Here is a 21,484-nt window from a genome sequence, read left to right on the forward strand (position 1 = left end):
GCCTTCACCTTTGAAAGACGCGGGAAATGTGTACGGGACGGGAGCCGTCAGGGCGTGTGCGAGAGGGGCTCCGTTTGGGTGTGCGTGTGCGTGTGCGTGTGCGGGTCGACGATCGCGACATCCTGGGGTGCGAGGGCGAGGCCCGGCGCCCGTGTTCCGCTGAGGAGTTCGGTGCCCTCAAGGGTGAGTTCGACCGGCTCGGTGCCGTGGTTGATCACGAAGGTGAGGTCGCCGCGGCGTACGGTCTCGACCCAGCCCGCCGTGTCTCCGCGGTGGGCCGGTTCGGTGGTGAGGCCGGCCTCCGCGATCAGGGTGCGGGTGAGGGCGGCGACGGTGTCCGGTGTGAAGCGTGTCGCGAGGTACCACGCCGCGCCCGTGCCGGTGGTGCGCCGGGTGAGGGCGGGTGATCCGGCCAGGGGGCCCGACACGAACGTCGCCTTCACCTCGGCGTCCCGGTTGCGTACGCTCTCGCTCCATTCGACGCCGGTGGCCCGGCCGCCGGGCAGGATGTCACCGCGTACGTCGATGGTCGGCGGAACGGTCGCCTCCGGTCTGACGGGCGCGCGCCCCGGGCGGGCCTCGGCGCCCGCGAGGGGTGCGAACTCCTCGATCCAGATGCCCAAGGTCTTCTGAAGCCCGCCGAGATACCCGCCGAGCCGCACGTGCAGCGATTCGTCGACGACGGCCGACTGAGCGGTCACCAGCACCGTGGATCCGGCGGTCGCGGCGTCGTCGAGCGCGGCTGTCTGGGCATCGGTGGCGACGAACAGGCTCGGTACGACGATCAGCGGGTAGCCGGTGAGGTCCTCGTCGCCCCGGACGAAGTCCACGGTGACACCCGCCTCGCTCAGTGTGGCGTGCCAGGGCGCGACCAGCGCCGGGTAGCTGGATCGCGCCGGGAGGCCGCGCTGCTCGACGGCCCACCAGCTGTCCCAGTCGAAGACGATCGCGGCCCGCGCCTCGACCCGCTCTCCCATCATCCGGCCGAGACCGCTCAACTCCCGTCCCAGTGACTCGACTTCGCGCCATACGCGGGTGTCGGTACCGGCGTGGGGCAGCATGCCCGAGTGGAACTTCTCGGCGCCCACCGCCGATTGCCGCCACTGGAAGAACAGGATGCCGTCGGCGCCGCGCGCGAGCGCCTGGTAGGACAGGGCGCGCATCTGGCCGGGCGCCTTCGGAGCGTTGTGCGTGCGGGAGTTGACGGCGCTCGTGGACTGTTCCATGAGGATCCAGGGTCGGCCACGCCCGAGCGAGCGCATCAGGTCGCGCGCCATCGCGGCGGTCCGCGCGGCGTCCGGGTCCGCCGGGTCCGGATAGAGGTCGTCGGACACGACGTCGACGTGCGGGGCCCAACTCCAGTAGTCGGCGCCGCGGAAGAGCCCCATGAAGTTGGTGGTGACGGGCACGTCGGGTGTCACCTCGCGCAGGATCTCCTTCTCGGCGAGGAAGCACGCGAGGAGTTCGTCCGAGCTGAAGCGGTCGAAGTCGAGGAGCTGCGCGGGGTTCCCGTACGCGGGTGTGGCGCGCGGCGGCAGTACTTCGGCGAAGGCCGTGTAGCGCTGCGACCAGAATGCCGTGCCCCAGGCCCGGTTGAGGCCGTCGACGTCCCCGTACTTCCGCTCCAGCCAGCGTCGGAACGCGGCCGCGGAGGTGTCGCAGTAGCAGCGCGCGACATGGCAGCCGTACTCGTTGTTGATGTGCCAGAGCGCGAGCGCGGGGTGGTCGCCGTAGCGTTCGGCGAGTGCCCGGACGAGCCGTCGACACGCGGCACGGTACGTCGGTGAGCTCGGGCAGTACGCCTGCCGTGACCCGTACGTGAGGCGCACACCGTCGGCGGTGACCGGCAGGGATTCGGGGTACGTGTGCGAGAACCACGGGGGCGGTGACGCGGTGGCGGTGGCGAGGTCGACGCGTATGCCGCCCGCGTGCAGCCCGTCGATCACGGAGTCGAGCCAGTCGAAGTCGTACGCGCCCTCGCGCGGTTCGAGCAGCGCCCAGGAGAACACGCCGACCGTGGCGAGGGTGACCCCGGCCCGATTCATCAGGCGGATGTCCTCGGCCCAGGTGTCCTCGGGCCACTGCTCGGGGTTGTAGTCGCCGCCGTACCAGGGGGTGGCGGAGAACGCGGAACGCATCAGTGCCTTTCGGATCGGTGGAAGCCCTCGGCCGTGAGACACCATCCCTGCGGGAGTCGCGCTCCGCCCTCGACCGCGGCGACGAGGTGGGCGACCGCGGCGAGCAGGCCTCCGTTGGCGGGGAGGTAGAGGGTGAGGAAGCCGGGCATCTGCGGGTTGTGGCCGTTGGCCAGGAACTGGTTCTTGGGTGAGGGGTACAGCAGCGCGTCGAGGGCACGGCCCGCGTCACCGAGGTGTGCGGCGGTCATCGCCATGACGGGGTAGTCCCATCCCCAACTCGTCTGTAGATCCCAGCCGTTCCACACCGCGTCGAGAGTCGCGGCCATGATGTCGGCGTCGACGAAGCCCGTGTCAGGGAGCCAGCCGAGCGCCATGAGCATCGAGGGGTGGTCCTTGCGCAGCAGGTGGGGCGGTGTCGCGAGCGCCGCGTAGGTGCCGTCCGGGAGGACGGTGGGGCGGCGCATGCCGCGTGCGACGCGCTCCCAGTCCGTACGGGGTGGAAGGCCGAGCCGTGTGCGCCACTCCCCGGCGACGTCAAGTGCCCATACCCAGTAGGCGAGTTCGAAGGTCGGGTTGGCGTTGGTGAGCCGGTCGACGAGGTAGCTCTCCTGCGCCGGGATGAGCGGCGGCGGCAGTTCGAAGACGCCGTCGCGCTCCTCGGCGAAGTCGGCCATGAAGTCGGCGGTGGCCTCGATCAGCGGGTAGTGCGCGGCAAGGAAGTCGTCCGAGCGGCCCTCGTGGCGCAGGAGTTCGAGGAGGTGGATCAGGTGCGGCTGCTGCCAGATCAGGAAGGCGCCGATGTGGCTCGGTGACTCGTGTGCGGAGTTGTCGGTCTGCTTGGGCCAGCGCGCTCCGCGAAACCCTTGCCGCCGTGCGGTTTCGCGCGCGGCGGGCAACGCGCCGTGGTACCAGTCGAGGCTGCGCTCCAGGAGATCGCCGCGGCCCCACAGCGGGAAGTGTGCGGCGTGCCACCAGTGCATCTCCAGGTGGAACTTGCCCGTCCAGGTGTTGTACGTGAGTCCGGTCTCGGCGGGTGGTGTGGAGCCGGCCCCGTTGACCACGGTGAGGTACTGGGACAGCACGACGCGGCGCTCCAGTTCCTCGGCCCGCTGGTCCGTGCTGCCCGCGAAGCTCACGGCGGCGCCCCGACTCCAGTGGTTCTCCCACCAGTTGGCGGAGGCTTCGCGGACGGAGGCGAAGTCGGCGGCTCCGGGCGGTGATGTGTCTGCGTCCCGCGCGGGGGCGAGGGTGACCACCACCTCCAGTTCGTCACCGTCGGTGGTGGCCACGACGCGCCCGTCGGTGTCGCGTACGCCGAGGTGCCCGGTCGTCTCGACGTCGACCGTGTAGTACGAGGACTCCACGGTGCGGTGTCCACGCCAGCGCCCCGGTCCGAGTTCCTCCCAGGCGCCGCGCTCGGTCAGGGGCAGTTCGAAGGCGGCGAGGTCGTCGGGCTGGGGGTCGAAGACCCAGGCGACACCGAGGCCGCTGGCCAGGAGTTCGGAGCGCACCCGGACCGCGAAGCGGTGGTGGACGGGGTGTGCCACCGTCGTCACCTCGACGGGGGCCGCGTCGAGCCGGTACGTGGCGTGGGTCGTCCCCGTCCAGAGGTCGAGTTCGGTGCGGGCGTCGGTGAGCCGGTGCGGGGTGTCGAGGTCGGGGCCGCCGGGCGCCGCGTCGAGCGTGAGGCGTCCGAAGTGCATGCGGCGGGGGTTGTAGGCGAACCAGGCGCCGGCCGCGAGCTCGTCCGGGATGGTGTCACCGGCGCGCAGCAGCCCCATGCGGTCGGCGTACGGCGCCGTGCCGTGCTGCGTCTCCGTCTCCTCGCGGCGGAACGGGCGGTCGGTGCGGGTGCGGTACCAGCCCCACGTCGACTGCGTGCGCAGCGGGATCTGGTAGTTGTCGCGGTCGAAGGGCCGCGGGCGCTGCTCGGGCAGTCCGCCGGCGCCGTCGTCGGGCACCCGGTGCGGATCGGGCCGCAGTTCGTGGAAGCCGGGAAAGGTCTGGAGGCCCGACAGGTCGACCGTCATCGCGATGTCACCGTTGCCGACGGTCAGGGTGTCGGTGGGGTGCGGCGTGGTGAGCACGGGGTTGTGCCGGCGCACGAGTTGGGTGCGGTCGAGTGTCACGAGAGCGCTTCCGTAGGGGCGTTGGTTGAAGGGCATGTGCGGTGCGGGCCCATCGGCCGGGCGGGCGCGGCGGGTTGTGCGGGCATCCGTGCCTCCTTCGCGCCGTACCGCTGAGCGGCATGGCGCGAATACTGAGTCGGCTATAAAATCTGCGGGTGAACATAACCTTGGCCCGACGCGACGGTCAATGGGTGATCCAAAAGGGGTGCGAGTGACGCGCAAACGCGGCGTGTACGCGAAGACGGGCAGGCGGCGCCAGGAGCTGAGCCGGGCGGCGCTCAGGCTCGTCAAGGAGAAGGGACACCGGAACGTCACGGTGTCCGAGGTCGCGAAGTCGGCCGAGGCGAGCGAGCCGACGGTCTTCTACCACTTCCCCTCGAAGGAGACGCTGCTCCTCGCCGCGCTCCAGCAGTTCGACGACGAGAACATCCGCGAGGAGGGCGCGGAGGCCGGCGCGATCGCGGACATGGGCGAGCGCGCCGAGATCGGGGTGCGCCGCGCCCACATCCCGGCGCTCTACGCGGAGATGGCGGGCGCGGCGGTCGACCCGGCACACCCGGCGAACGCCTACTTCCAGGAACGCTGGGCGCGTTCACGGCAGGTCGTCGCCACCGACATCCGCCGACTCCAGGACGAGGGCGCGGTGTCGGCCGGCATCGACGCGGACGTCGCGGCGCGAATTCTGCTCGCCACGTGGGAGGGCCTGCAGTTCCAGTGGCAGCACGGTCCCGAGTTCGACATCCGCGCCCATCTGGAGTGGCACGTCCGGACCCTCCTGGGCCCGGACGCGCTCAAGGCTCCGGCGCCGCCGACTACCGGCCCGCCTTCTCCACAGTGATCACCACCTCGGCCGGCTCGCACTCCGGCGCGGTGGCGGTCAGCCGGATGGTGCCGGGCCCGGTCGGCCGCAGGACGGCGAGTGCGCGGCCCTCGTACGTGAAGTGCTCCGGGCCGTCGAAGCGTTCCTCGGTCGACGGCTGCGCGCTGCCGAAACCGGCCAGTACACCCTCGCCCGAGACACCCACCCGGACGGGACGGTCCGCCGCGGTGTGCACCGTTCCGGTCGCGTCGACCAAGGTGAGGGTGACGTAGGCGAGTTCGCCGACACACGCGGTGACGACCGACCGGTCGGCCTCCGCGCGCAGCGCGACGGCGGTGGTCGCGGTGCGCAGGACGTCCCGGCCGGTTTCGCGGCCGTCCTCGTAGGCGATGGCGAGCAGTTCGCCGGGCCGGTAGACCGTCTCGAACTCGGCGCGGAAACGGTGGTGTTCGCCGACCGGCCTGCGGCCGAGGGAGTCGCCGTCGACCAGGAGCTCGACCTCGTCCGCCGCGCTGTAGACCTCGACGGTGACCGGGGCACCCTCGTGACCGGGCCAGGTCCATGCGGCGACCGCGTCGCTCCACGCCCATCGGCTGCTCAGCACCGTCCTTCCGTGGTGCTGCGGCTTGCGCACCGCGAGGTACGGCTGTTCGCGCAGGCCGAAGACGATCTCGCGGTAGTAGGACGCGGGACGGCGGTGGCCGGTGATGTCGATGTCACCGCAGCCGGCCAGGAGGTACGGATACGGCGCGATGAACGTGGGCCGCGAGGCGTCCGATGTGGCGTACTGGGGTCGGCCGATGCCGGCCTCCCCGAGATAGTCCCAGCCGGTCCAGGTGAAGTCGCCAATGACATGGCTGTGCGAGGTGACAAGACGCCACAGGTCGTCGATGCGGGTCGGGAAGGTCTCGGTGCCCAGGATGATCCGGTTGGGGAACAGGTCGCGGTCGGTCTCGTACCGGATCTCCGAGTAGTTCATGCCGGCCACGTCGAGCACGCTGTAGGACTCGGCGGTGCGGGCGGTCACCAACTCGGAGGCGGCGACGGCGTTCACGTCGAAGCCGCTGTCGGCCATGAGGGTGTTGACACCGGTGCCGTCGTCGTCCCCGGACCGGCCGGTGATGTCTGACAGCAGGGCCAGCAGGTTGTTGACGGCGTTGGTCACGAAGCGGGTGTCGTCCAACGCCCGTACCTTCGCGGCGAGTTCGCGGCCCCGGGCGGCACCGGCCGGGGTGCCGGTCTCGGGGATCTCGTTTCCGATGGAGTAGAGGACGACGCTCGGATGATTGCGGTCCTTGGCCACCATCGCCTCGATGTCGCGTTCCCACCAGTCGGCGAAGTTCAGGCTGTAGTCGAACGGGCTCTTGCCCCAGGTCCACATGTCGAACGCCTCGTCCACCACGAGCATGCCGAGGCGGTCGCAGGCGTCGAGCATGGCCGTACTCATGGGGTGGTGCGACATGCGGATCGCGTTGAACCCGGCGTCCTTGAGCAACCGCACGCGGCGCTCCTCGGCGCGGGCGTACGTCGCGGCGCCCAGCGGCCCGTTGTCGTGGTGCACGCACGCGCCGCGCAGCTTGACCGTCTCGCCGTTGACGCGCAGCCCGTGCCCGGGGTCCAGGCGCAGCGAGCGGATACCGAAGGTGACCTCCACGGAGTCGACGCCCGGTACGGACACCCGGCAGGTGTACAGCGTGGGCGAGTCGGGTCCCCACAGGGAGGGGGTACGGACATAGAGGCGCGGGCGGGCGGTGGCCGGTTCGCCGGGCCGCAGGGTGAGCGGCGCGGTGTCCGACGCCACGACAGTCCCCGTCGCGTCACGGATCTCGGTGACCAGGTCGACGGTGCGGGCCTCGATCGCATCGTTCTCGACGGTGGCGGCGACCTCGACCACCGCCCGCTCCGGATCGATGTCCGGGGTGGTGACACGGACGCCTTCCGGCCCGATGCGCACGGCGTCGCCGACGAACATCCAGGTGTCGCGGTAGATGCCCGCGCCGGTGTACCAGCGGGAGTCCTGATGGGTGCGGCACTCCACGCGGATCTCGTTCTCCGCACCGAACCGCAGGAACGGGTCCGCGTCGACGTAGAACTGCGAGTAGCCGTACGGGCGTTGCCCCGCGAAGTCCCCGTTGAGGAACACGACGGCGTCCCGGTAGACGCCTTCGAACTCCAGCTGGATCCGCTTGCCCTGGTGCTCCTCTGGCACGAAGAAGGTCTTGCGGTACTCGTACGCCCCACCGGGGAAGTAGCCGCTCGCGCCGCCGTCCGGGGTGTCCTCGCGGTCACGGGTGAGCATGGCGTCGTGCGGCACGGCCACCGGCTCGAACGGCGCCGTCCGTCCCGCCAGTTCGGCGAAGGGGCTGACCTTCGAGCGGAACTGCCAATCGTCGTTGAACGATGTGCGGATCATGCGGCTCCTCACGATGAGCGAAATGTTAGAGCTGCCTCAGTTTTAAGTTAAGGCAGTTGACTTCCCCGGCCAACCCTGATTCGATTTCCGTCAGTTGGAAACATGATTCTCGCCAGCGCACAATAGCCCTCTCTAAGGGGTGCGGTGTCATGGTGCAACCGTCCGTGAAGACACACATCATCCTGGCCGCGGAACGCCTCTTCGCCGAGCGCGGTCTCGACGGCGCCTCGCTGCGTCAGATCAGCGCGGCCGCCGGGAACGGCAACAACACCGCGGTGCAGTACCACTTCGGCACGAAGGACCGCCTCGTTCAGGCGATCTTCGAGTACCGGCTGCGGGACCTCAACGAGCGGCGCGAGGCCCTGGTCGCCGAGCTGCGACCGCACGCGCTGCGCACCTGGGTGCAGTGTCACATCGTCCCCGTTCTGGAGCAGGGCGAGCGCGCCGGCAGCCACTACCTGACGTTCGTCGCGAAGCTGCACCAGCACGGCCGCAGCGACGTGCTCGGACGCCTCTCCCCCGAACTGCTCGCCCCCACCCGGCAGTTCCGGGAAGAGGTCGGGGCGCTGCTGCCGCACCTGCCCGAACCGCTGCGCGGTCACCGTCTCGGCCACGCCGTCGTGCACGCGGTGCAGGCGGGGTCGGAACGGGAGCAGAGCCGCGCCCGCGACGAACAGGTGCTGCCGTTCGCCGTGCACGTGGGCGATCTGCTCGACGGCCTGGTCGGCTTCCTTGAGGCGCCGGTGTCCGCGGAGACGCGGGCCGCGCTCGACGCGGCGGAGGCGCCCGCGCGTCAGGAGCTGCACCCGCCTCTCATCCACCCGTAACTCCGTTTCGAGGAGGGCTCGTTCGATGAGTTTCGATCTGCACGGTGCCGTCACCGTCGTCACCGGCGCTGGCAGCGGCATCGGGCGCGCGTGCGCGCACGCCTTCGCCCGGCGTGGCGCCCGGGTGGTGGTCACCGACCGCGACGGCGAGCGCGCCCGGACGGTCGCGGCCGAACTCGGGGATGAGGCGGTCGCCGCCGTCTGTGACGTCACCGCTCCCGACGACCTGCCGGCCGTCCGTGACCTGGCCCTCGACCGGTTCGGCCGCGTCGACCTGGTGATGAACAACGTAGGGATGCTGGCGGTCGGGCCGGTCGAGGAGATCCCGGTCGAGGCGTGGCAGCGCGTGATCGACGTGAATCTGATGAGCGTCGTCCGCAGCAATCACGTGTTCCTGCCGCTACTCCTGAAACAGGGGTCCGGGCACATCGTCAACACCGCGTCCACCGCAGGCCTGCTGCCCTACGGCTTCGACCGGCTGCCGTACACGGCGACGAAGCACGCCGTCGTCGGCCTGTCCGAGTCGCTCGCGCTGTATCTGCGGCCTCGCGGCATCGGGGTCTCGTGCCTGTGCCCGGCGGGGGTGGCCACGAACATCGTCGAACAGATCACGTTCTACGGGGAGCCTGCGCAGCCCAAAGGGCCCCAATTCCCCATCGTGGACGCCGAGTCGGTCGGTGAGCTCGTCGCCGACGGCGTCAGCGAGGGCCGCTTCCTCCTCCTCACCGCTCAAGAAGCAGCCGACGAGCTGCGCGAACTCGGCACCGACGTCGACCTCTACCTGTCCCGACTCCTCAAGGACACACCATGAGCAGCAAAGCGAACGGCAACGCGAACCGCACGCTGGACCGGATGAGCCTGGAAGGGAAGGTCGCCGTCGTCACGGGCGGCGCCGGGGCCATCGGGCAGGTCTACGCCCGCGCCCTGGCGGAGGCCGGAGCGTCGGTCGCCCTGGCCGACCTCGACGCGGAGGGCGCCGAACGCGCGGCCAAGTCCCTTGCGGCGGACGGTTTCCACGCCCTCGGGGTACGCGTCGACATCACCGACCGCGACTCGGCGGCGGCCATGGTCCAGCAGGTCGTCGACGCCTTCGGCGGGGTCGACATCCTGGTCAACAACGCCGCGTTGATGGCCGACATCCCGCAGGTGGATCTGCTCGACCTGCCCGGCGACTGGTTCGACCGCGTCATGCGCGTCAACGTGTTCGGCGCCGTGGTGTGCGCGAGCGCGGTCAAGGCGTCGATGGTCGAGCGCGGCGGCGGACGCATCATCAACCAGGTGTCGGCCGGGGCCTTCATGGGCGGCGGTGTCTACGGGGTCAGCAAGCTCGCACTGGTCAACGTGACTGTGGGGCTTGCCCGTTCACTCGGCCCGCTCGGCATCAACGTCAACGCCATCGCACCCGGACTCGTCGAGAACGAACCCGGGTTCAAGAGCCTGCCCGCCGACCACCCCGCCCGCGCGGCCCTCGCCTCCGCCATCCCCGGCAAGAAATCCGCGCCCGCCGAGGACCTGCTCGGCACGCTTCTCCTGCTGGCATCGCCGGCCGGTGAGTGGATCAACGGGCAGACGATCAGCGTCGACGGAGGATGGGTGACCCGGCTGTGACACACTCGACGACCACCTCCCCCGACAGCCTCGGTGTCACCGGTCCGCTCATCGACGGCACGTGGCTCGACACCACGTCCCTCGGAGCGGTCGACCACATCAACCCCGCGACCGCGCAGGCCAACGGCTCGGTCCTACTGTGCGGGCCGAACGAGGTCGACGCCGCCGTGGCCGCCGCGCGCGCCGCAGAACCCGGGTGGCGGGCCATGTCACCGGACCAGCGGCGGCGCATCCTCCAGCGCGTGGAAGAGCTGATGCTCACCCGCGTGCCCGAACTCGGCCGCCTCATGACCCTCGAACTCGGCGCGCCGATCATGATGTCGTCCGCGCTCGCCCACCTGTGCGCGGGCTGGTTCGGGTACTACGCCGGGTGGGCCGACAAGATCGAGGGCGCGACGATCCCGCCGAGCCCGCTCATGGTGCCGGGCCTGGACTACACGGTCCCGGAGCCGTACGGCGTCGTCGGGATCATCCTGACCTGGAACGGGCCGATCATGTCGGTCGGCATGAAGATCGCCCCTGCCCTCGCGGCCGGGAACTGCGTCGTCGTCAAGTCACCCGATCTCGCGCCGTTCACGGTCGCCCGGTTCGCCGAGATAGCGCTCGAGGCCGGAGTTCCGCCCGGGGTGCTGCACATCCTGCCGGGCGGCCCCGAGGCCGGCGACCACCTCGTGCGCCACCCGGACGTCGACATGATCTCGTTCACGGGCGGCATCCCGACCGCGCGGAAGATCCTCGACGCCGCACGGCACACGCTCAAGCCGGTGCTGCTCGAACTCGGCGGCAAGACGGCGAGCATCCTGTTCCCCGACGCCGACCTCGACGCGGCCGTCGCCGAGACGGTCCGCTCCTGCTTCAACCTCTCCGGCCAGGGCTGCAACCTCACCACGCGCCTCCTTGCCCACCGCGACGTGTACGAGGGTGTGGTCGAGGCCGCGGCCAAGGCGGCAGCGGCGTTCACGGTCGGCGACCCGTTCCAGCAGACGACCGCGCTCGGCCCCGTGGTCGGGGCCGCCGCCCGCGACCGCATCCTCGGGGTGATCGAGAAGTCGGCCGGGAGCAGCCGCCTCGTGGTCGGAGGGCACGCCGTCGCCCCGGAGGCGCTCGCGCCCCACAACCGTGACGGCTACTTCGTCGAGCCGACGGTCCTCGCCGACGTCGAACCGGACAGCGAGGTGGCACAGCACGAGGTGTTCGGGCCGGTGCTGTCGGTCATCCCGTTCGACACGGAGGAGCAGGCCGTCGAGCTCGCGAACGCCACCCCGTACGGGCTCGGCGCCGTCCTCTACTCGGCGGACGTGACACGGGTGCAGCGGTTGGTGCCGCGGCTCCGGGCGGGGACGGTGCACGTCAACGGCGCGTCCGGGCAGCCGCCGGGCGCCCCGTTCGGCGGGTACAAGCAGAGCGGTCACGGCCGGGAGGGCGGCAAGGAAGGGCTGTACGAGTTCCTCCAGACCAAGAACGTCTTCATTCGTGCGTAGAGCCACAGCGGGCCGCCAGGAGGAACCGATGAACGACACACCCTTCAGCCGCGCGTCACATGACTTCCTGAACGAGCAGGTGTGGGCGCGGCCCGGTCTGAGCCGCCGTGACCGCCGCTGGGTGACTCTCACATGTGTCGCCGCGGCTGACGCACCCGGGCCGATCGAGGAGCAGGTCCACGCGGCACTCGTGAGCGGTGACATCACGCTCACGGAGATGCTGGAGTTCGTGCTCCACTTCGCCGTCTACTGCGGGTGGCCCAAGGCCTCGCACCTCGAAGGCGCGATCGGCCGCCAGTGGACCCGCATCCATCATGAGCGCGGCGAAGAGGCCCCGCCCTGGCCCGAGTTGGACCATTCGACGCTCGGCCCGACCGACATGGACAAGCGGATCGCGCGCGGCGTCGAGGAGTTCGTCGACGTCAATCTGACGCCCGCGCCCCCGTCGAACTCCCCCTACCGGCACGCCGGCATCCTGAACTTCGTGTTCGGGCACGTCTGGCAGCGCCCCGGCCTCGCCCGCAGGGACCGCCGCGTCATCACGGTCGCCAGTGTCGCGCTCGACGACTCGCCGGTCCCGTTGCGCTCGCACGTCACCGCGGCGCTGCACTCCGGTGATGTCACGAAGGCGGAGATGGACGAGATCGTGCTGCAGTTCGCCGCCTACTACGGATTCGCGAAGGGCGAGGCGCTCGCCGAAGCGGTGGAGACTGCGTGGGCGGCCATGCCCACCGAAGCGTAGGAGGAGACGCCGCAAGAGCCAGGGGCGGCACGGGAATTCCCGTGCCGCCCCTGGCCTGTTCTCACGTCTCCGGCGGGAACACCGCTTCCCCGCTGTCCGCGTCGACGATCGAGATCGCCTCGATCGGGCAGGACTCGGCGACGTCGAGCACGTCCTCGGACGCAGGCAGTGTGTCGGCCGCCGCGCGGCCCTGACCGTTCTCGTCGAGCCGGAACTCGTTCGGCGCCGACGCCGCGCACAGTCCCGTACGGACACACGTCCGCGGGTCGACGGTCACCTTCCAGCGCTCCCCCATGGTCACGCCCCCGGGATGAGGAGCGGCAGTGTCTTCCAGCCGCGCACGGTCGAGGTCTGGGCGAGTTCCGCGCCGTCCCAGTCGACCTCCCACTCGGGGAAGCGCCGCAGGATCTCCTCCGCCGCAACCCGCCCCTCGAGGCGGGCGAGCGCGGCGCCCAGGCAGTAGTGCGCGCCGACGCCGAACGACATGTGCTGGGAGACCCGGTGGATGTCGAAGCGGTCGGGGTCGGGGAAGCGCCGCGGGTCGCGGTTGGCCGCCGCCTGGATGAACAGGATCGCGCTGCCGGCCGGCACCGTCGAGCCGTGGAACTCGACGTCCTTGGTGACATAGCGGGCGGTGAATGGCCCGGTCGGCTCGAAGCGCAGGATCTCCTCGATGGCGTTCGGGATGAGCGACGGGTCGGCGACCAGCTCGCGCCGGGCCTCGGGGTAGCGGGCCATCACCGCGCCGAACCAGCCGATGAGCCGCCCCGTGGTCTCGTTGCCCGCGCCCGCGACCACCGTGCAGTAGGTGAGGACCTCCTCGTCGGTGAGGGTGCGCCTGACCCCCTTCTCGTCCTCGAACTCGGCGGTGATCAGCTCGGTCATCAGGTCGTCGGAGGGGTGCTTCTTGCGCCAGTCGATGTACTCCTGGAAGCCCTCGGTGCTCAGCATCTCGGAGGGGTCGAGCCGGCCGCGGCCGGTTGTGTCGAGCGTGGCGTCGGTACGGTCGCGGAAGGCGGGCTGGTCGGCCTCCGGGATGCCGAGCAGCATCCCGATGACCCGCATCGGCATCTCGGCGCCGACGGCCTCGACGAGGTCGAAGCGTCCGGCTCCGGTGACGGGATCGAGGACCTTCTCGCAGAACGCCCGTATTTTTGGCTCCAGTTGGGCGATGCGGCGCGGGGTGAAGACGCGGGCGAGCAGGCGGCGGTGGAGGTCGTGGACGGGCGGGTCCTCGAAGATCAGGGTGCCGGGCGGGATGTCGACGTTCGCCTGGATGATCTCCAGGATGTCGCCCCGCCCCGACGAAAAGGTCTGCCAGTCCGCGAGCCCGCTCTGGCAGTCGGCGTACTGGCTGACCGCGTAGAAGTCGTGGGCCTCGTTGCGGTAGAGCGGGGCTTCCTCGCGCAGGCGGGCATAGATCGGGTAGGGGTCCTGGACGAGCGAGGCGTCGAAGGGGTCCCAGTAGACGGGTTCGGTGGTGGTGGTCATTTGAGCATGGCTCCCGCGTCGACGGTGTGCGTGGTTCCGGTGACGAATCGGCCGTCCTCCGACGCCAGGTAGAGGACGGCGTTGCTGATGTCACGTGCCTCGACCCAGGGGGTGGGCAGCAGGTGCATCACCTGCGAGGCCTGGGCGAAGTCGTCGACCGTGGGGTTCTCCAGGTCGGGCCGGAACATCTTGTACGTGCCGTCGTGCATGACCATCGGGGTGTTGACCTGCGAGGGGTGCAGCGAGTTCACCCGAATGTTGTGCTCGCCGAGCTCCCAGGCCAGGGTGCGCATCAGGCCTACGACGCCGTGCTTGGCGGCGATGTAGTGGCCGATGTTGGCGTGGCCGCGCAGCCCGCCCACCGAGCTGGTCAGGATGACGGAGCCGCCGCGGCCGCCCGCGATGATGTGCGGGACGGATACCTTGGTGGTCAGCCACACACCGGTGAGGTTGACGTCGATCATGTCGCGCCAGGTCTTCTCGTCCATGAGGTGCATGCGGGCGCCGTCACTGCCGAGGCCGGCGTTGGCGCACACGATGTCGAGGCGGCCGAACTGCTCGACACCCTCGTCCACGGCGGCCTTGAGCGCGTCGTGGTCGCGGACGTCGGCCTGCACGGCGTGGATGCGGCGGCCCAGCTTCTGTACCTGGTTGACCGTCTCCTTCAGGTCTTCCGGTGTCGACATGGCGAACTTGACGCCGTCGAGCTGCTTGCAGACGTCGACGGCGATGATGTCGGCGCCCTCCTCGGCGAGGCGGATCGCGTGACTACGGCCTTGACCGCGGGCCGCGCCGGTGATGAAGGCGACCTTTCCTTCGACTCGTCCGGGCATGGGGTACCTCAATTCTGGAGTGGGATCGGGAAGGTGGAAACGGGTCTAGCGGCGGCGCAGGGCGCGAAAGGCGAGCAGCAGGAGCGCGGCGCCCACCGCGAACGGGGCGATGCGCTTGAGGACGCCCGACGACGCGACCAGGTCGAGCGGCGCCGCGACGGCAGGCTCGACCGAACTCGGCTCGCTGAGCTGCGAGTTCGAGGCGGTCAGCTCAGCGGCCAGGTTCTCCGCGAAGCGGTCCATCAGCGCCCCGGACACCTCGGCGAGGGTGCCGCGGCCGAACTGGGCGGGCTTACCGGTGATGGTCAACTCGGTCTCGACGTGGAGGTGCGTCGCACGGTCGTCGGCTAGGCCTTCGAATTCGGTGAGGCGGCAGGTCACGACTGCCTTGGCGGTGCCGTTGCCGCGCGCCTCCCGGCCGCCCGCCTCAAGCACCACGACCCTGGCCTGCTCGTCGCGCACCACGAAGGTGACGGTGCCGGTGTATGTGAGCGCGATGGGGCCCAGCTTGACCTTGATCCGGCCGCGGTGTTCGTCGCCGTCACTGGCGGTCAGCTCCGCTCCGGGGACGCAGGGTGCGACGCGCTCGACGTCGAGGAGGATCTTCCACGCCTCGGCGACCGGCACGGGAATGTCGAGGGTGTGCTCCAGTTTCATGCCGACGTCCCTTCCTCTGCCGCCGCGCGTACGGCGTCGACGATTCCCTGGTAGCCGGTGCAGCGGCACAGGTTCCCGGTGAGCGCCTCGCGGATCTCGTCGTCGGTGGGTTTGGGGTTCTCGGCGAGGAAGGCGGTGACCGACACGACGATCCCCGGGGTGCAGAATCCGCACTGAAGTCCGTGGTGTTCACGGAACGCCGCCTGGACCGTGGAGAGTTGGCCGTCGGGTCCCGCGATGCCCTCGACGGTCGTGACCTCCGTGCCGTCGGCCTGCACGGCGAACATGAGGCAGGCGCGGACCGCCTCCCCGTCGAGCAGGACGGTGCACGCGCCGCACACACCGTGTTCGCAGCCGAGGTGGGTGCCGGTGAGGCCGCAGTCCACGCGGAGGAAGTCGGCGAGGGTGAGCCGGGCGCGTACGGCGGCGCGCCGGGGTGTGCCGTTGACGACGACGCGGATGTCGACGGTGGGCTCGTCAGCCATGGGCTGCCTCCTGTTCCGCTTCGTGCGCCGCGCCGTGCACTGCTTCCTGTACGGCGCGATGCCAGGCGCGGGCGACCATGGCGGCGCCCACGCGGATGCGGTAGTCGGCCGATCCGTGCAGATCGGCGGGTACGGACGTAAGGCCCTCGGTGGCGGTTCTGCCGACGTCCTCGGCGGAGACGGCGAACGCGTCGGTGCCGAGGAGGGCCGCCTCGGCGGCGCGTGCGCGGACGGCGGTGGGGCCGAGACCGAACAGGCCGATGGCGCACCGGTCCAGGCGCCCTTCGTCGTCGACGCGGAGCGCGACGGTCGCCCCGGCGATGGCGAAGTCGCCGCTCCTGCGGGCGAACTCCTCGACGGCGAAGCCGCAACGCCCTTCCCAGACGGGGATGTTGACGCCGGTGAGGAGTTCGTCCTCGGCCAGTGCCGTGCTCCACATCCCGGAGAGGAAGCGCTCCGCCGGGATGGTGCGCCGGCCGCGCGGCGACAGCGTCTCCATCTCGACATCCAGCGTCAGGGCCACCGCGGGGTATTCGGCAGCGGCGTCGGCGTGTGCGAGCGAGCCGCCCACGGTGCCGCGGTTGCGGATCTGGAAGTGGCCGATGAGGGGCGTCGCGCGGGCGAGCAGCGGCACGGCGGCGCGCACCTCGTCGGAGTGCTCCACGGCGGCCTGCGTGGTGCCTGCCCCGATCCACACGGAGTCACCGCGGCGCTCTATGCCGCGCAGTTCGTGGAGGCGGCGCAGGTCGACGAGGTGTCCGAAGGCAGCGAGGCGCAGGGCCAGCATGGGGACGAGGCTCTGCCCGCCGGCGACGACCTTGGCGTCGTCGCCCAATTCGGCCAGCAGGCCGACTACTTCGGCCGCATCGTCGGGTGCGTGATAGGTGAACGGTGCGGGCTTCATTCGGCCGTCACCTCCTGCTGCTGCTCCTCGATGAGGGCGACGAGCGACGACGGGGTGAGGGGCAGCCGGCTGATGCGTACGCCCAGGGGTGCGAGTGCGTCGGCGACCGCGTTCACGACGGCGGGTGCGGAGCCGATCGCGCCGCCTTCCCCCACTCCCTTGTATCCGCCGGGCCCCGGCCCAGGCGTGTCCACATGCCCCACCTCGATCAGCGGGACCTCGGTGGCGGTGGGCAGTAAGTAGTCCATGAACGTGGACGAGAGGGGGTTGCCGTCCTCGTCGTAGGCCAGTTCCTCGTACAGCGCGCCGCCGATCCCCTGCACGGTGCCGCCGGCGATCTGGCCCTCCACCACGCTCGGGTTGATCATCGGGCCGCAGTCCTCGCTGACGATGTACCGCAGCAGCCGCACCTCTCCGGTCACCACGTCGACCTCGCAGGTGCACACGTGAGTCGCGTTCGCCCAGATCATGAGGTGCGGCGTGTGGTAGCGACCGCTCGCCTCAAGGCCCGCGGGGACTCCGGGTGGCAGGGCGTGGACCTGGTAGTACGCGATGTCGGCGATCTCGGCGAGCGTGAGTGAGGCTTCGCCGCCCTTGGCCGTCGCCCGTCCGCGCACGAACTCGACGTCCTCCAAGGGGACTTCGAGCCGGTGGGCGGCGATGGCGAGGATCCGCTCACGCAGCACGCCTGCCGTCTGCGCGATGGCGCCAGCCGTCATGGGGCCCGAGCGGCTGCCGCCCGTGCCCGCCCCGTACGGCGTGACGGCGGTGTCGCCCTGAATGGTGCCGACGTCCTCGATGGCCACGCCGAGCGCGTCGGCCGTCAGCTGTACGACGGTGGTCTCCAGGCTGTTGCCGCAGGAGCCGCCGGCGACGTACACGTTGACCTTTCCGGACGGTTCGATGCGGATGGTCGAACCCTCGGTGGCGTGGAAAGGTGTCGCACCCGCGGTGGGTTCGACGTACGTGCAGGTGCCGACACCCAGGTAACGTCCGGCCGCACGGGCCCGCGCCTGCTTCTTGCGGAACGCCTCGTAGTCGAGCATCGTCAGGGCCTGCTCGAAGGTCTCGCGCGGGGAGATGTGGTCGTAGGGCATGCCGTTGAAGTTGGCGGTGGGCAGCTCGTCCCGGCGCAGCATGTTGCGCCGCCTCAACTCGACCGGATCCATGCCGAGTTGGCGCGCGGCCGTGTCGAGGAGGGTTTCGCGGGCCATCGACTCGTACTGCCACGGCCCCCGGTAGGCCACCCGCCCGCTCGTGTTGGAGAACACGAACCGCGAGGAGAACGTGCCCTCCGGGATCCGGTACGGGCCGGGGAACAGCATGCCGACGGCGATGCCGCTCTGCACGGGCGAGGGGGTCGGGTAGGCGCCCGCGTCCTGGACGTGGTCGAGGGTCGCGGCGAGGATCCGGCCGTCGTCGTCGAGGGCGATGCGGGCCTCGCCGTGCTCGTGGCGGGCCTGACCCGCCGCGAGCAGATGTTCCTGCCGGTCCTCGATCCACTTGACGGCGGCGGGCAACCGGGCGGCGGCAAGCATCACACACATGTCCTCGCGCTGCGGCAGCACCTTCTGCCCGAAGCCGCCGCCGGTGTCGCGCATGACGACCCGCACCCGGTGTTCGTCGATACCGAGCAGCCGGGCACAGAAGGCGCGCACCTCGTGGGGTGACTGGGTCGCTGCCCAGACCGTCATCTCACCGCCGGCCGCGGCCCGTTCGGCGACGATGCCACGCGTCTCCATCGGGACGGGGCCGTGCGACTGCTGGTACAGCGTCTGGCTCACGACGTGCGGCGCGCCCGCGAACACGGGGTCCAGGCCGGCCATGGGCCGCCCGCCGAGCTGCCCGACGAGATTGTCGGGGTGTATGGCGTGCACGGATTCGGCGCAGTCGAGGGCCGTCGTGTAGTCGACGACCGGGGTGAGCGGTTCGTAGTCGACGAGCACCAACTCGGCGGCGTCCTCGGCGACATACCGGTCGCTCGCCACGACCATCGCCACCGGATCGCCCACGAACCGGACCTCGCCCTCGGCGAGGGGCGGGCGTGGCGTGTCCGGGTCGTCGCGCCCGTTCAGTGTGTACCACTGTTCTCGCACGTCCGGGTTGAGGTCGGAGGCGACGAACACGGCCTGCACGCCGTCGAGTTGGAGTGCCTCGGACGCGTCCACATCGATGATCCGGGCCCGCGCCATCGGGCTGCGGACGAAGCACGCGTGCAGCATGCCGGGCCGCACGACGTCGTCGACGTACGTGCCCGTGCCGGTCAGAAGTCGCAGATCCTCGACGCGCGGAACGCGCGTCCCTGCATAGGCGGTGCGCGTGCCGCTGTCGGTGTCGGTGCCGCCTGCGGGTGGTGCCATCGGCCGTGCCTCCGCTCACACTTGAGTGCTGAAGGAGTGCTGAACGAGTGTTTAACCAATGCGCTGAACAACTGTTTAACACCCGCCCGCGCGGAGCGTCAAGCACAATGACGGGCATGACCGCACCGCGACGCATGGGTACCGAGACCTCCAAGACGCGCCTGCTCCTGCTCGACATCACGGAGCGGCTGATGCTGGAGGAGGGGTACGCCGCCGTCGGCGTACGCAGGGTGGCGCGCGAGGCCGAGGTGGCCCCGGCGCTCGTCCTCTACTACTTCCGCACGCTCGACGACCTGTTCCTCGCCGTGCTGCGGCGGCGCGGCGACGCGGAGCTGAAGCGGCAGGCGCAGGCGCTCTCGGGACCGCAGCCGCTGCGGGCGCTGTGGCGCCTGAGCAGCCACCCCGGCAACGCGCTGACCACGGAGTTCGCCGCTCTCGCCAATCACCGCAAGACGATCCGCGCCGAGCTGGCCGCGACCGCCGAGCGCTACCGCGAGGCCCAACTGGAGGCGCTCACGCGCGGGCTCGCGGAACAGGGCACGGAGCTGCCCGCCGAGCTCTCCCCCGCGGTGCTCCTCGTCCTCACGAACGCGCTCGGCCGGAACCTGATGATGGAGGAGGCGATGGGCATGACGACCCGGCACAAGGAGGCCCTCGCGTTCGTGGAGCAGATGCTCCAGCACTACGAGGGGTGACGGTTCCGGAGGGACACGCCCCTCCGGAACCGTCCGGTTCAACTGCCGTTGGCCGGCTGCCGGTAGGTGGTTCCGTCGATGGTCGTCGTGAGCGTGCCGACGGCCTGGAAGTCGTTCCTGAGCATCACGGACGGGCCGAGCGTGAAGCCGTCGGGGCCGGTCCGCTTGGTGCCGGTGTGCCGGCCGGACAGCTTCAGGTCCTCGGTCCAGGTGACGCAGGCGAGGGCCGAGGCGGTGCCCGGTGTGCAGCCGAGCGACGCGTTGGAGACGCGCTCGACCTTTTCGGTGCCGTTGATGATGTTCGTGCCGTCGTCGCTGTAGTCGCGGTAGTCGACGGCGGTGCTCAGCGTCTGGGCGCCGGCGCTGTCGTTGGTGATCCGTACGGTGGCCGAGCCCTGGGCCTTTCCGCGCAGGGTGTACGTGCCGGCCGGCACCGGCTTGACGCGCTCAGGGGCCTTGTCCGGGTCGTAGGGCTGACCCCAGGTCTTGTCGGAGACCGGCGCGGTGGCCACCGGCGCGGTGGGCTTGAAGTCCGGGAAGCGGGCGATCATCAGCCGGCTGTTGCGGCCACCGGGCTCCGTCGAGTCGGCGCAGCGGTGCGGTTTCGGGTTGGCGCCGAAGGCCAGGTTCTCGGTGTAGACGACGGCTGTGCTGTCGGCGAGCCAAGCCGGGTCGGCCGCGATGTTCCAGTTCCGGTCGGATCCGGCGTTGATCCGGAAGCCGTGGCCGGTCTTGGGGTCGACGAGCCACGGCGAGAAGTAGCGACGGTTTCCCTCGTTGCGGATCCCGGCGACGTACGAGGCGGTGCCCGTCTGGGTGGTGAGCGGCGGGATGCCCGGCATTCCGGAGATGAAGTCGAGTCGTCCCGAGCCGTTGACCTCCTCGGCGAGCAGCCACTTGCCGTTCGGTGACATCGCCATGGGGTCGGTGTAGTGGGCCTGGCGCGTCACCGGCCGGGAGGCACCGGTGGCCAGGTCGGTGGCCCAGCCGTCCATGCTGTCGGAGTTGACGCTCTGGATGCCGAGGGTGGCCCGCCCGTCGGCGGTGAAGCCGCGCGGTTCGCCGACCATCCCGGCGTGGTTGAGGCGCAGCCGCTTGCCGTCCTCGACGACCAGGGGCTGGTAGGCCGACGACGGGTTGGTGAGGACGGACACCTTGGTGAGCTCGTAGCGTCGCTGCTGCTTGTCGTAGGCGATCCGGCCGACGTAGGGGATCTCGTCGAGGGCCCTGAAGTCGAGCACGTCCCACACCAGGTGCACACCGTCGGGGCTCAGCCGCCACTCCCGGCCGTTGTTGATGCCGTCCTTGTCGGGCTCGAACAGCGGCCTGCCGTTCCAATAGATGGGAGTGATACGGGTGTTGGCCGGGGTGCAGCGCGGGTCGGTGACCGCGTAGGAGGCCCCGTCGTCGCCGCATTGGAGGATGCCGTTGCTCACCAGGACGCGCTTGTGGTCGGGGAACTCGTTCGCGGGCGGGTAGACGAGCTGGCTGGTGTCGATCTCCGATCCGTACGACACCCCGCATGTGACGCACTTCCACGCCTCGCCGTTCGGGAAGGTGCGTCCGTCGGTGTGGACCACCAGGACCTGATTGCCGCGGTAGACGCTCGCGGGTCCCGAGTCCGGCGCTCCGGCGTAGGTGATGCCCACGAACACGTACTTCGGGTCCCTGGTGGGTCCGGGCGTTCCGATCCCGCTCCAGTCGGCCGAGACGCAGCCGGTCGGGTGGGCGCATGTCCCGTCCTCGGGGACGGTCGGGGGCACGGGCAACTGGGCGATTTCGGCCCGGGGTTGGCCTGGGGGCGACGCGTCCGCGGCCGGGGATGTGTGAGCGACGGGGGCCGGGGTCTGCGTACAGGAGAGGACTGCGGCGAGCGCCAGTAAGGCGGCCGCGGTACCTCT

18 protein-coding genes are annotated in these 21,484 nt (G+C 70.4%); 7 read left to right on the forward strand and 11 right to left on the reverse strand.

The window, feature by feature from the left end; translation table 11 throughout:
* Positions 1 to 47 precede the first annotated feature (47 nt).
* Positions 48 to 2,138 carry a beta-galactosidase gene (locus tag ACP4E5_RS07745; protein WP_425826250.1) on the reverse strand — a complete coding sequence of 697 codons (2,091 nt, stop codon included), beginning with the start codon at positions 2,136 to 2,138 and terminating at the stop codon, positions 48 to 50.
* The gene (locus tag ACP4E5_RS07750; RefSeq protein WP_425826252.1) at positions 2,138 to 4,267 is read right to left on the reverse strand and encodes a hypothetical protein; all 2,130 of its coding nucleotides are present in this window, start codon (positions 4,265 to 4,267) and stop codon (positions 2,138 to 2,140) included. The genes ACP4E5_RS07745 and ACP4E5_RS07750 overlap by 1 nt, the downstream gene beginning before the upstream one ends.
* 211 nt (positions 4,268 to 4,478) lie before the next feature.
* Here ACP4E5_RS07750 and ACP4E5_RS07755 point away from each other — a divergent pair, with 211 nt between their 5' ends.
* Positions 4,479 to 5,105 carry a TetR/AcrR family transcriptional regulator gene (locus ACP4E5_RS07755; protein WP_425826254.1) on the forward strand — a complete coding sequence of 209 codons (627 nt, stop codon included), beginning with the start codon at positions 4,479 to 4,481 and terminating at the stop codon, positions 5,103 to 5,105.
* Here the strand turns inward: ACP4E5_RS07755 and ACP4E5_RS07760 are convergent.
* On the reverse strand, positions 5,080 to 7,500 hold the full coding sequence (locus ACP4E5_RS07760) for a glycoside hydrolase family 2 TIM barrel-domain containing protein (RefSeq protein WP_425826256.1): 2,421 nt from the start codon (positions 7,498 to 7,500) through the stop codon (positions 5,080 to 5,082). The genes ACP4E5_RS07755 and ACP4E5_RS07760 overlap by 26 nt on opposite strands.
* A 164-nt stretch (positions 7,501 to 7,664) precedes the next feature.
* On the opposite strand from ACP4E5_RS07760, the gene ACP4E5_RS07765 reads away from it, so the two are divergent.
* Genes ACP4E5_RS07765 through ACP4E5_RS07785 form a run of 5 tightly spaced genes read left to right on the forward strand, consistent with a single transcriptional unit; the run spans position 7,665 to position 12,158 of the window.
* Positions 7,665 to 8,327 (forward strand): TetR/AcrR family transcriptional regulator, encoded by a 663-nt coding sequence (locus tag ACP4E5_RS07765; RefSeq protein WP_425826258.1) that lies wholly within the window; start codon positions 7,665 to 7,667, stop codon positions 8,325 to 8,327.
* Between the two features lie 25 nt (positions 8,328 to 8,352).
* Positions 8,353 to 9,138 carry an SDR family oxidoreductase gene (locus ACP4E5_RS07770; protein WP_425826260.1) on the forward strand — a complete coding sequence of 262 codons (786 nt, stop codon included), beginning with the start codon at positions 8,353 to 8,355 and terminating at the stop codon, positions 9,136 to 9,138.
* Entirely contained in the window at positions 9,135 to 9,935 is an 801-nt protein-coding gene (locus ACP4E5_RS07775) for an SDR family oxidoreductase (RefSeq protein WP_425826262.1), read from the forward strand. The genes ACP4E5_RS07770 and ACP4E5_RS07775 overlap by 4 nt, the downstream gene beginning before the upstream one ends.
* On the forward strand, positions 9,932 to 11,416 hold the full coding sequence (locus ACP4E5_RS07780; protein WP_425826264.1) for an aldehyde dehydrogenase family protein: 1,485 nt from the start codon (positions 9,932 to 9,934) through the stop codon (positions 11,414 to 11,416). The genes ACP4E5_RS07775 and ACP4E5_RS07780 overlap by 4 nt, the downstream gene beginning before the upstream one ends.
* 28 nt (positions 11,417 to 11,444) lie before the next feature.
* The gene (locus ACP4E5_RS07785; protein ID WP_425826266.1) at positions 11,445 to 12,158 is read left to right on the forward strand and encodes a carboxymuconolactone decarboxylase family protein; all 714 of its coding nucleotides are present in this window, start codon (positions 11,445 to 11,447) and stop codon (positions 12,156 to 12,158) included.
* Between the two features lie 61 nt (positions 12,159 to 12,219).
* Here the strand turns inward: ACP4E5_RS07785 and ACP4E5_RS07790 are convergent, their stop codons facing one another.
* Genes ACP4E5_RS07790 through ACP4E5_RS07820 form a run of 7 tightly spaced genes read right to left on the reverse strand, consistent with a single transcriptional unit; the run spans position 12,220 to position 18,888 of the window.
* Positions 12,220 to 12,453, reverse strand: a complete 234-nt coding sequence (locus tag ACP4E5_RS07790; RefSeq protein WP_425826268.1) for a ferredoxin — start codon at positions 12,451 to 12,453, stop codon at positions 12,220 to 12,222.
* A gap of 2 nt (positions 12,454 to 12,455) precedes the next feature.
* On the reverse strand, positions 12,456 to 13,649 hold the full coding sequence (locus ACP4E5_RS07795) for a cytochrome P450 (protein WP_425826270.1): 1,194 nt from the start codon (positions 13,647 to 13,649) through the stop codon (positions 12,456 to 12,458).
* Positions 13,646 to 14,482: a mycofactocin-coupled SDR family oxidoreductase gene (locus ACP4E5_RS07800; protein ID WP_425826272.1), complete on the reverse strand. Its 837-nt coding sequence runs from the start codon at positions 14,480 to 14,482 to the stop codon at positions 13,646 to 13,648. The genes ACP4E5_RS07795 and ACP4E5_RS07800 overlap by 4 nt, the downstream gene beginning before the upstream one ends.
* A gap of 45 nt (positions 14,483 to 14,527) precedes the next feature.
* The gene (locus ACP4E5_RS07805; RefSeq protein ID WP_425826274.1) at positions 14,528 to 15,139 is read right to left on the reverse strand and encodes an SRPBCC family protein; all 612 of its coding nucleotides are present in this window, start codon (positions 15,137 to 15,139) and stop codon (positions 14,528 to 14,530) included.
* On the reverse strand, positions 15,136 to 15,624 hold the full coding sequence (locus ACP4E5_RS07810; protein ID WP_425826276.1) for a (2Fe-2S)-binding protein: 489 nt from the start codon (positions 15,622 to 15,624) through the stop codon (positions 15,136 to 15,138). The genes ACP4E5_RS07805 and ACP4E5_RS07810 overlap by 4 nt, the downstream gene beginning before the upstream one ends.
* Complete coding sequence (locus ACP4E5_RS07815; RefSeq protein WP_425826278.1) at positions 15,617 to 16,528, reverse strand: FAD binding domain-containing protein; 912 nt, start codon at positions 16,526 to 16,528, stop codon at positions 15,617 to 15,619. The genes ACP4E5_RS07810 and ACP4E5_RS07815 overlap by 8 nt, the downstream gene beginning before the upstream one ends.
* Entirely contained in the window at positions 16,525 to 18,888 is a 2,364-nt protein-coding gene (locus ACP4E5_RS07820; RefSeq protein ID WP_425826280.1) for a xanthine dehydrogenase family protein molybdopterin-binding subunit, read from the reverse strand. Before ACP4E5_RS07820 ends, ACP4E5_RS07815 begins: the two co-directional genes overlap by 4 nt.
* 116 nt (positions 18,889 to 19,004) lie before the next feature.
* On the opposite strand from ACP4E5_RS07820, the gene ACP4E5_RS07825 reads away from it, so the two are divergent.
* The gene (locus ACP4E5_RS07825; protein WP_425826282.1) at positions 19,005 to 19,583 is read left to right on the forward strand and encodes a TetR family transcriptional regulator; all 579 of its coding nucleotides are present in this window, start codon (positions 19,005 to 19,007) and stop codon (positions 19,581 to 19,583) included.
* 38 nt (positions 19,584 to 19,621) lie between these two features.
* Here ACP4E5_RS07825 and ACP4E5_RS07830 read toward each other — a convergent pair whose 3' ends face one another.
* The gene (locus tag ACP4E5_RS07830; protein WP_425826284.1) at positions 19,622 to 21,346 is read right to left on the reverse strand and encodes a TolB-like translocation protein; all 1,725 of its coding nucleotides are present in this window, start codon (positions 21,344 to 21,346) and stop codon (positions 19,622 to 19,624) included.
* Positions 21,347 to 21,484: the final 138 nt, after the last annotated feature.

The sequence above is a fragment of the Streptomyces fractus genome, from assembly GCF_049844455.1.
In the GTDB taxonomy this organism is placed as follows: Bacteria; Actinomycetota; Actinomycetes; order Streptomycetales; family Streptomycetaceae; genus Streptomyces; species Streptomyces fractus.